This window comes from Caldibacillus sp. 210928-DFI.2.18 (genome assembly GCF_020554505.1).
GTDB classification, from domain to species: domain Bacteria; phylum Bacillota; class Bacilli; order Bacillales; family Caldibacillaceae; genus Caldifermentibacillus; species Caldifermentibacillus hisashii.
Genome location: NZ_JAJCHL010000101.1, coordinates 1 through 9,838, shown reverse-complemented (window position 1 = coordinate 9,838; position 9,838 = coordinate 1). Strand labels below are relative to the sequence as shown.

Annotated in this window: 10 protein-coding genes; 4 read left to right on the top strand and 6 right to left on the bottom strand. The window is 39.2% G+C overall.

Annotation, left to right across the window (positions count from 1 at the left end):
* Nucleotides 1-71 precede the first annotated feature (71 nt).
* The 3 genes from LIZ98_RS15415 to asnB all read right to left on the bottom strand — a co-directional run bounded on the left by LIZ98_RS15415 (nt 72) and on the right by asnB (nt 3,075).
* Nucleotides 72-347: a hypothetical protein gene (locus LIZ98_RS15415; RefSeq protein WP_227203123.1), complete on the bottom strand. Its 276-nt coding sequence runs from the start codon at nt 345-347 to the stop codon at nt 72-74.
* Nucleotides 348-440: 93 nt separating this feature from the next.
* On the bottom strand, nt 441-821 hold the full coding sequence (kapB, locus tag LIZ98_RS15410; protein WP_041845248.1) for a kinase-associated lipoprotein KapB: 381 nt from the start codon (nt 819-821) through the stop codon (nt 441-443).
* A gap of 406 nt (nt 822-1,227) precedes the next feature.
* Nucleotides 1,228-3,075: an asparagine synthase (glutamine-hydrolyzing) gene (gene asnB, locus LIZ98_RS15405; protein WP_227140173.1), complete on the bottom strand. Its 1,848-nt coding sequence runs from the start codon at nt 3,073-3,075 to the stop codon at nt 1,228-1,230.
* A gap of 305 nt (nt 3,076-3,380) precedes the next feature.
* On the opposite strand from asnB, the gene LIZ98_RS15400 reads away from it, so the two are divergent.
* Nucleotides 3,381-3,980: a peptidylprolyl isomerase gene (locus LIZ98_RS15400; protein ID WP_034772041.1), complete on the top strand. Its 600-nt coding sequence runs from the start codon at nt 3,381-3,383 to the stop codon at nt 3,978-3,980.
* Nucleotides 3,981-4,206: 226 nt separating this feature from the next.
* A complete protein-coding gene (locus tag LIZ98_RS15395) occupies nt 4,207-4,398 on the top strand; it encodes a hypothetical protein (RefSeq protein WP_034772039.1) in 192 nt (63 codons plus the stop codon).
* A 268-nt stretch (nt 4,399-4,666) separates the two neighbouring features.
* Here the strand turns inward: LIZ98_RS15395 and LIZ98_RS15390 are convergent, their stop codons facing one another.
* The 3 genes from LIZ98_RS15390 to LIZ98_RS15380 all read right to left on the bottom strand — a co-directional run bounded on the left by LIZ98_RS15390 (nt 4,667) and on the right by LIZ98_RS15380 (nt 7,323).
* Nucleotides 4,667-5,836, bottom strand: coding sequence for a MalY/PatB family protein (locus tag LIZ98_RS15390; RefSeq protein WP_227140174.1), 1,170 nt, complete (start codon nt 5,834-5,836; stop codon nt 4,667-4,669).
* Nucleotides 5,837-6,089: 253 nt separating this feature from the next.
* Complete coding sequence (locus tag LIZ98_RS15385) at nt 6,090-6,935, bottom strand: alpha/beta fold hydrolase (RefSeq protein ID WP_227091598.1); 846 nt, start codon at nt 6,933-6,935, stop codon at nt 6,090-6,092.
* Between the two features lie 166 nt (nt 6,936-7,101).
* Complete coding sequence (locus tag LIZ98_RS15380; protein ID WP_034772034.1) at nt 7,102-7,323, bottom strand: helix-turn-helix domain-containing protein; 222 nt, start codon at nt 7,321-7,323, stop codon at nt 7,102-7,104.
* A gap of 188 nt (nt 7,324-7,511) precedes the next feature.
* On the opposite strand from LIZ98_RS15380, the gene yugI reads away from it, so the two are divergent.
* Entirely contained in the window at nt 7,512-7,916 is a 405-nt protein-coding gene (gene yugI, locus LIZ98_RS15375; RefSeq protein ID WP_227140175.1) for a S1 domain-containing post-transcriptional regulator GSP13, read from the top strand.
* 475 nt (nt 7,917-8,391) lie between these two features.
* Entirely contained in the window at nt 8,392-9,591 is a 1,200-nt protein-coding gene (locus tag LIZ98_RS15370; RefSeq protein WP_227140176.1) for an ornithine--oxo-acid transaminase, read from the top strand.
* Nucleotides 9,592-9,838 lie beyond the last annotated feature (247 nt).

Genomic DNA, 9,838 nt, shown 5'->3' with positions numbered 1-9,838 from the left:
ATATTTTTGGCGACGAAACCTAATCTCGTCGTCATTTTTGGTCGAAAACCTCTCAATTTTGGCGACGAAACCTATTCTCGTCGCCATTTTGAGGCGGAAAACCCCATTTTTTGGCGACGAAACCTATTCTTGTCGCCATTTTGAGGCGGAAAACCCCATTTTTTTGCGACGAAACCTATTCTCGTCGCCATTTTGAGTTGGAAAAAGCGCAATTTTGACGACGAGCCAGGTTCTCGTCGCCATTTTGTGGTCGGAAACTCTATTTTTTGGCGACGAGACCTATTCTCGTCGCCATTTCGAGTTGGAAAAAGCACTATTTTGACGACGAAACTCGTTCTCGTCACCATTTTAAGCCGAGAGATGCTCAAGTTTAGCGACGAAATTAGAATGGGAATCTCAATTACTTACTTCAATTCCAATAGCATAAGCAAATTTAGTTATTAAAAATACTCCTTCGCTAATTCTTCCAGACACCGTAAGCTTTTTTCGGCAAACAAAGAATCATCTGCTTCTAATTCACTTTTCAACTTATCATATGCGGCCTTCAATGATTCCTTGTATTCCGGAACCTCGCCATCATAAAGTTTAACCATGTTCTTCGGGACAGGGGTTTGTTCACGGTAGCTTAACGCTTTCCGTTCATGGAAAAACGGTACATCCGCTTGTTTTGGATGATGAAGATCACCTTGCATCGGATGTTTGATAACAGCTAGAATGCGGACTAAATAATCGTTTTCTTTTATCGCAGTAACTTCCCCGATATATGTCCCCGTTTTCTTATGTGCACGGACGATCGAACCAATTTGAATTGAGGTATCCATTTTAGTACTCCCTTCAGTTTGATACTTCTATTTATCATATTAGCGTGTATTTGCAAAATGACAAAATAAAAGGCTTTTGCGCGGATGGAAATTTCGAAAGTAAAAGAAAAACCTTTTACCAACATCAAAAAAAATCCCTCTAATATGAAGGATTTGCCTATGCTTTTGGACTGGAATTATATAAACCGAAACAGTCCATTATTCAAAAAAGAACGCTCAAATTGCATCTCGGTAAAGTCCACACGATATTTGTTGAAAATCTTTTCATCAAACCTTTTTGGGCGCTAATCAAAACATAAAATATAAGTAATCTTCTAACTTTATTTGCGAAACGGTCTCGCAAACATAATTTCCGGCTTTGACCGATTTTATAAGGAAAAATTGCCATGCACCTCATATAATCATCTTACTCTACCACCGTCACCCCATATTCCTTAAACCATACATGGAACTGGGCGAGGAAGGCGAGAAGCTGTGGACCGGTCATTAGTTGCCCGAACCAAGGGACGTCAAATTTTTCCCCACCGGACTGAACCAATTCCAAAAGCGTTTCTTTCTTGAAAAATTCATGGAGTGGAGAACTTTTGTCTGCTAAAATACTTTCAAGCCACCGGATAACTCCTTTTGTATAACCCGGATTATGGGTTTTCGGATACGGACTTTTTTTACGATAAAGGATTTCATTTGGTAAAATGTCCTCCAAAGCCTTCCGCAATATGCCTTTTTCATGACCGCCCAATGTTTTCATTTCCCATGGAATATTCCAAACATACTCGACTAGCCGGTGATCGGCAAACGGGACGCGGACCTCGAGGCTCGCCCCCATACTCATCCGGTCTTTCCGCTCAAGCAAGGTTGTCATGAACCATATCATATTTAAATAGAATAATTGCCGGCGCCCCACCTCATCAGCAGATTCTCCATTGAGTAGCGGCGTTTCTGTTACCGATTCTAAGTACCGAGCCTCGATATATTCATTGATGTTTAATTTTTGACGCCACCCTTCACTCAATAAATGATTACGAGCATTAATTGATCGCATCCACGGAAATTGGCTGGATGAAAGCTCATGTTTTTTATGAAACCACGGATAGCCGCCAAAAATTTCATCGGCACATTCTCCTGAAAGACTTACAACAAAATCCTTTTTTATTTCCCGGCAAAACCATAACAAGGAAGAATCAATGTCTGCCATTCCGGGTAAATCACGGACAAGGACTGCCTCTGTTAAGTATTCAACAAGCTCATCATTGGAAATTACACATCTATGATGGACCGTATGAAATGTATCTGACATCAACTGGATGTACGTAGCATCTGAGTTTGGTTGAAATTCAGTTGCATGAAAATACTGGTCATTTCCTTCATAATCAATGGAGTACGTGTGAAGTCGGCCTTTTCCTTCTTTGGCAAAATGCTCCGCCGCAATCGCGGTAATTGCGCTGGAGTCCACACCGCCGGACAAAAATGTACAGACCGGCACATCGGAAACAAGCTGACGAACAACGGCATCTCTCACTAGAGAACGTACCTTTTCAACCGTCTCATCCACAGAATCCGGGTGTGGCTCACTTTTCACCTGCCAATAACGCCAAACTTTCAAGCCATCCCGGGTAAAAGTGAGGGCATGGGCCGGGCGCAATTCCATGACTCCTTTAAAAATGCCGTGTCCAGGAGTATGGGAAGGTCCTAAAGCTAAGACTTCCGATAATCCGTCAAAGCCAATTTTTGCCTCAACATCCGGATGGGCAAGAATCGCTTTTATTTCCGAACCAATAATTAAAGAACTGCCCTTTTCACTGTAAAAAAATGGTTTTACTCCAAGCCGATCACGCGCTGCAAAGATTTTTTCTTCTGCTTCATCCCAAATGACAAAGGCAAAAATTCCGTTCAAATGGTGGACACAATCTTCCTTCCATTCAATATAAGAGGTAAGTAACACTTCTGTATCCGAATGGCCTTTGAACTGATGGCCTCTTTTTATCAACTCTCGCCGAATGTCTTCAGTATTATATAACTCACCATTATAAATCAATGTATAGGTTTTGCCTTCGAATATTTTTGTCATCGGCTGCCGTCCTCCGATTGGGTCGACAACAACTAATCGTTTATGACCGAAAGCGACATGTGAATCAATAAAAATATTTGTGTCATCGGGTCCGCGCTTTGATAATGTTTCCGTCATCTTTCTTACCGTATCATATTCACCTTTTAAATTTTTTCGGAAGTCAATCCAAGCTGTAATACCGCACATTGATAAACACCCCTTCTTTGCAACGATAAAATATTTTATTTTTAAAGGGATAAAAATGTGCCTATAGGAAAAAATTTCCTGTTAACAAAACTACCATTGGATAAGTTTGCGATTTGATCAAAACGAGATATTTTTCAAAAGATAAGCCTAAAAAATCAAATATAAAGTTAAGAAAACTTGATAATGTGATTCAGATGTTTTACCATACAGAAAGGTAAAGGAAAAAAGTGGCGATTCATGCGAGGAAACTTTACATAATATTTTGACTTATCGGGTTGAATCCCATTAATTAAGGAGATGAAGGAATGAGCGAAAAAATGTATCCACAATTTACTCCGGAAGTGCAAGCAAATGAAATTGTCGCTGAAATGGTGACCAATCAAGGGACAATTAAATTGAAATTATTTCCTGAATATGCGCCAAAAACAGTGGAAAATTTCGTTACCCATGCAAAAAATGGTTATTATGAAGGGATTATTTTCCATCGTGTGATTAAAGATTTCATGATTCAAGGAGGAGACCCGACCGGAACCGGTATGGGTGGGGAAAGTATTTACGGTCATTCGTTTGAAGATGAGTTTTCCCCGGACTTGTTCAATTTCCGTGGAGCTTTAAGTATGGCGAATGCCGGGCCGAATACGAACGGAAGCCAATTTTTTATTGTACAAAAACAAGATATGGATCCGGGTTTTGCCGATCAAATGAAACGTGCCGGTTATCCGGATGAAATTATAGAGCATTATCAACAAAACGGCGGGACACCATGGCTCGATTTCCGTCATACTGTATTTGGGCAAGTTATCGAAGGGATGGATATTGTTGATAAAATCGCTACCGTTCCGACCGGTGCCGGAGACCGTCCAATTGAAAATGTTGTAATTGAGAAAATTACTGTCGCCGAATAATCATATGGAAGGGTCGACTATTTGTATCGGTAGCGACCCGACTTCCTTTTTTGGCTAATAGCTAATAGGAAAGTATAAATTTTTCAATTTCTACTTTCCTAACGCATAAGCCCAACTACGGCTCTGCCATCGCTTTAAGGCTTGGCAGTCGCCGAGTTTTCTTTACAACGTATCTGAAAAATTGCTATAATTATAGAAATTGAACGAATATTAGGGGTGTTTTAGGATGCTTTATCTCTATTTTCCGGAAGATAAATCAGAATATATTCCGGCGCTAATTTCATTTGCAATCTTTTTGATTTTTTGCATCCTCACTTTTCTTTGGATTATTAAATACTCTAAAAAGGAAGAACTGCGGACAAAGGAATTAGAAGAGCAAATTAAACAGAATTTGGATGAAACGGGGAGAAAACGGTGAAGGGGTTGTCCGGAAAGTAGAAATCCCCTAATAAACATATGATGTTTCAATCTTTTAAAGCATGAAAGAGGCATCCAAAAGTCGAAAAAATGACTTTTCGGACACCCCTTTTATTTATGCTGTATCAGATTTTAAAGGACAAATACAGGCGAATTTTCGAAAAAGTATTCGAGACCAATTTTATAAAAATCTGCATCGGGCGACTCTATAAGTTCTCGCAAAAGCTTGTTCATCGAGTCACCTTACCGTCAAGTACCTAACCATACGCTTAAGATAAAGCCTTTTTTAAACGTCCCAGCCCATCTTCCAGCAATGATCGCGGGCAGCCGATATTCATCCGGACAAATCCTTCACCCTCGACACCATACTTGCCGCCCGGTTCCAAAGCTAATTTTCCTTTTTCTACCAACAATTTTTTTAAGTCGTTGTCAGATAACCCGAGGCTGCGACAGTCAATCCACAGTAAATACGTTCCTTCCGGGGAGATGGCCTTCACCGACGGAATTTCCTGTTCAATAAACTGCAGCGCATAGTCGCGATTGTCTTGTAAGTAAGTAAGCAAGTTTTCAAGCCACGCTTCACCGTGTTTATATGCGGCTTCTAGTGCGACACGACCAAATATGTTTAGTCCGTGAAAACTAATTTTTCCTTGCACAGTTTGCACCTTTTTACGCAATTCAGCATTGGGAATGATCATTAATGACGCCTGCAAGCCCGGAATATTAAACGTTTTACTCGGTGCGATGCAGGTAATGGTCAATTCTTGTAAATTCGAGCTTAAACTGGCAATCGGAATATGTTGATTCGGTTTATAAATAATGTCGGCATGAATTTCATCTGAAACAATTTTGACGCCATATTTATGACAAAGGTCCCCAAGTTTCTCCAACTCTTCTCGACGCCAAACACGCCCGACCGGATTATGCGGATTACATAAAATAAACAGCTTCACCCCGGATTTTAATTTTGCTTCAAAATCTGCAAAGTCAATTTCATATTTTCCGTTATGTAAAAGTAATGGATTTTTCACAACGATGCGGTGATTATTTTCGATCATATGATAAAAAGGATGATATACCGGTGTTTGGATTAAGATTTTATCGCCTTCTTCCGTCAAAGCCTGGATGGCGAAACCCAAAGCGGTAACGACACCCGGACTGGGAAGAAGCCATTTTTCTTCAAGATCCCATTGGTACCGCTTATGAACCCAATTTTTTACAGCTTGGAAAACATCCGGTGAAGCTTGCCCATATCCAAAAACACCATGACGGGCCCGAGTTTCTATGGCTTCAGTAATTTCCGGCGGCGAGGCAAAGTCCATATCGGCCACCCACATAGGCAGCAGGTCATCCGTACCATAAATGGTTTTTAAAGCATTCCACTTCACGGAGTCTGTACCTTTCCGTTCTATAAATGTATCAAATTCTTTCATGTTCATTCCCCCCATTTTTTCTCTAATCATAACACATTCAATTCGATTATAATAAATTGTTTATTCTGGTCTATCTGTAAAAAGAAAATGCCGGATTTGGCAAGCTACCCGATTGAGCCTGAGCAAAATTTAATCAGTTCAATAGCTGGTCAGAATAGATATCCGGTTTCCCGATTCAGCCACGCAAAGCCTTTATTTTTTATCAGTTGACCGGATTAGTATTAGAAGTCCAGTTTTAACAAGCCACCCAAGACCTATATCATTGAATAAATTTTTTTATCAGTTCAACGGTTCGTTCCGGTCTTTCTTCAGGGATGAGATGTCCGGTTTTTGGCAAAATAACTAATTCTGAGTCAGGCAAATCATTTTTCAACCGTTTACCGACGACAATAGGTACAATTTTATCGGAATCTCCCCAAACAAGGAGGATCGGAGTCTTTATTTTTTTTAGAATTGGTTGCGGCAGGTCATCTTCTCGGTCACGAATAAATTTTGCTAGGGCACGGAATATATTGTCATATTTGATAAAAGGCTCCAAATATCCTTTTACCATTTCATCGGTGATAATAGATTTATTATAAACCACTTTGGCTAAATTTCCTTCAACACCGCCTGATTTGATTAACCATCTTTTCACAAACATACCGGAAAACGGCAAATAACTGAGGGCAATAAGCGATTTTCGAACCTGTTTTAAATACGCGGAACCTGCCAACAAGACCGCCTTTTCAAAAGTTTCCGGACTTTGATAAAGCATATGAAGACCAATTTGTCCGCCCATCGAATGACCAATGATGGAAACATTTTTTAAGTTTAGAACATGAATTAATTTTAACAGCGATGCAGTTATATTTTTATAAGAATAAGTGAAGTCCAACGTTTTTCCACTATTGCCAAAAGGGGGGAAGTCAACTGAAACAATTTCATATGAATCCATTAATTCAGGAATTACGTAGCGAAAACTAAAACTTGATGAAAGGAAACCATGAATGAAAAATAGGGTTTTTGTTGCATTTCGGTTTTGATAATGTTCATAGTAAAAATCAATTCCATTAATTTCTCTGACATTAACGTATTTTTTCGTGTTGATTAATGGCGTAACCACAATTTTTTCCCTCCAGAAGCTAAGTTGTTCGGATAAAAGGCAAATAAAAAAGGACAAACCAAAATAGGTTGTCCACATCAAAAAGGGGGGGAATACTTGAAAGCCTAGTAGTTGTAGTTTTGCCTTAAATGACTAAATATATACATATCTTGAAAAAAATTCTTGATTAATGAAGTATTTTTTGTTCATTACAGCAATCGATCAGGTCTGAAATTGGAATATCCAATACACTGGATAAATTAAAAAGGGTATCTTGATCAGGGGTCATTTGATTTTCTTCCAACTGTTGAACCATTTTTAAACTTTTTCGAATCCGCATTGCCAGTTCTTCTTGAGACATATTAAAATTTTCCCGACATTCCATTATTTTTTGTCCAATTGTAAGCATCTTTCTCCCCTCCTCGTCATATTTCTAAGTTTATTATACTATAATTTGTTTCTTGGTTTCATTTAAAATAGTGACATTTTTTAGAAATTTAAACTTATTAAAATTGCAAGAAGTTGTTACCAAGTTTTGAAAAACAATTTTGTATATGGTAAAATATTATAATGGATTTTAGACTTAGGAGTGTTTTCATGAATGAAAAAATTGCAGTGGGTAGTATTGTAAAAGGAAAAGTTTCAGGGATACAGCCGTATGGTGCGTTTATTGCAATCGGTGAGGATCGGCAAGGACTTATTCATATTTCTGAGATAACCAATGGGTATGTAAAAGATATTCATGATTATTTAGAAGTAGGCGATGAGGTTTCTGTTAAAGTTATAGCGATTGATGAAGAGAGCGGAAAAATTAGTTTATCGTTAAAGGCGGTTACGGATTCGGACCATAATGAAAAAAATCCCCGTCATAAGGAATATAATAAAGATCATTTGGAAGAGTTACTCGCTTCATCCAGTCAAGGGTTTAATTCGCTGAAGGAAAAACTTACCGAGTGGATTGAAGAATCAAAAAAGAATGAAGGTATGATTCAGAAGAAATAGTCGCTGTATAAGGATTTAATTGCGTCGATTTACTCCGTGAAATTTTTGATGATTCGGAATATCGTTGCTTTACAACAGTATAGTATATAGATGCTATACTTTTTATTTGTTAAAAGAGGATTTCAAGAAGTTCGGGAAAAAGCTTGAGTTTTTCTGCAATTGGCTGTATGGAGAATTTATCTTTAGGAGCTTGGGGTGACGGAATTACCATTGCCAAACATGTTTAGGAAAGGATGGGGAATTTTTTGACGAGGAGCTCCAAGTTGACTGTGGTACAATGCCAAACGTGTCAGGATAAATATCGAGAATTTTCAGAGGCGCTAAACTTTCCTGCACTTCTTGGCGCAATTTCCCTCCTTTTGAAGACTTTCGTTTTACATTTAAAAAAAGTGTAAATTTCCGGAACGCGGCATATGATTGCCCAGTTGAGCTCTCGTGAGGATATGATAAACTATTGAATGAGAGGGGGAGAAAAATGAAGGAACAATTATCCGAAAGATTAATGGAGCTAGCAGATAAATATGGTGCTCATAATTATCATCCGCTACCGATTGTTATTGCGGAAGCAGAAGGAGTATGGGTAAAGGACCCTGAAGGAAAGAAATATTTGGATATGTTAAGTGCCTATTCTGCGGTTAATCAAGGTCATCGTCACCCGAAAATTATCCGCGCATTGAAAGAACAGGCAGATAAAGTAACACTTACATCAAGGGCTTTTCATAACGACCAGCTGGGGCCTTGGTGTGAAAAAGTTTCAAAATTAACCGGAAAAGATATGGTGTTACCAATGAACACCGGAGCCGAAGCAGTTGAAACGGCATTTAAAGCTGCAAGACGTTGGGCTTATGATGTGAAAGGTGTCCGGCAAAATCAAGCTGAGATTATTGCTTGTGAAGGGAATTTTCACGGAAGAACGATGACAGCGATTTCCTTATCATCCGAAGAGGAATATAAACGCGGTTTTGGACCCATGTTGCCGGGAATAAAACGTATTCCGTATGGCGATATTGATGCGTTACAGGCTGCAATTTCACCAAATACTGCCGCTTTCCTGATTGAACCGATTCAGGGAGAAGCCGGTATTATCGTACCACCTGAAGGATTTCTTAAGAGAGCCTATGAAATTTGTAAAGAAAACAATATTTTGTTCATGGCTGATGAAATCCAATCCGGTTTAGGCAGAAGCGGTAAAATGTTTGCCTGTGATTGGGAAGGAGTCAAGCCGGATGTATATATTTTAGGAAAAGCACTTGGCGGAGGGGTTATGCCAATTTCTTGTGTAGCAGCCAATGATGACATACTTGGCGTTTTCAATCCGGGTTCGCACGGTTCGACATTTGGCGGTAATCCATTGGCCTGTGCCGTTTCCATTGCAGCCCTTGATGTAATTGTGGAGGAAGATTTACCTGCACGTTCATTAGAACTGGGGGAATATTTTATCGGTAAATTGAAGACGATTTCAAATCCCCATATAAAAGAAGTTCGGGGACGCGGCTTGTTTATTGGTGTTGAACTGGATGAACCGGCACGTCTGTATTGTGAACAACTGAAAGAGGTCGGGCTACTTTGTAAAGAAACCCATGAAAATGTTATTCGATTTGCCCCACCACTTATTATCACAAAGGACGAATTGGACTGGGCATTTGATAAAATTGAAAAAGTACTTCACTCTTGAAGCACTGTTTCCTTAACGTACTAAAAAACCGGTTGGCATATAGCCCCGGTTTTTTTAGCTAATAGCAGGACTTTCCTAATGCTGCACTAGAGTGACTTCGGTAGCATTACCTCGCAAGCGAAAATGTTTTTTCGCTGAACTACGGATCTGCTCTCGCATAAAGGCTCGGACGCCCGAGTTTTCTTTATACGTTAAGAAAGTATAAAAATACAAGCAATTAACTTGGGATTAGTTTTATTGTCTAGCT

What these genes read in the sequence shown, in the direction of transcription:
- LIZ98_RS15380 (WP_034772034.1), bottom strand. Translation starts at nt 7,323, where the DNA reads ATGCTTACAATTGGACAAAAAATAATGGAATGTCGGGAAAATTTTAAT.
- asnB (WP_227140173.1), bottom strand. Translation starts at nt 3,075, where the DNA reads ATGTGCGGTATTACAGCTTGGATTGACTTCCGAAAAAATTTAAAAGGT.
- LIZ98_RS15395 (WP_034772039.1), top strand. Translation starts at nt 4,207, where the DNA reads ATGCTTTATCTCTATTTTCCGGAAGATAAATCAGAATATATTCCGGCG.
- kapB (WP_041845248.1), bottom strand. Translation starts at nt 821, where the DNA reads ATGGATACCTCAATTCAAATTGGTTCGATCGTCCGTGCACATAAGAAA.
- LIZ98_RS15370 (WP_227140176.1), top strand. Translation starts at nt 8,392, where the DNA reads ATGAAGGAACAATTATCCGAAAGATTAATGGAGCTAGCAGATAAATAT.
- LIZ98_RS15390 (WP_227140174.1), bottom strand. Translation starts at nt 5,836, where the DNA reads ATGAACATGAAAGAATTTGATACATTTATAGAACGGAAAGGTACAGAC.
- LIZ98_RS15415 (WP_227203123.1), bottom strand. Translation starts at nt 347, where the DNA reads ATGGTGACGAGAACGAGTTTCGTCGTCAAAATAGTGCTTTTTCCAACT.
- LIZ98_RS15400 (WP_034772041.1), top strand. Translation starts at nt 3,381, where the DNA reads ATGAGCGAAAAAATGTATCCACAATTTACTCCGGAAGTGCAAGCAAAT.
- yugI (WP_227140175.1), top strand. Translation starts at nt 7,512, where the DNA reads ATGAATGAAAAAATTGCAGTGGGTAGTATTGTAAAAGGAAAAGTTTCA.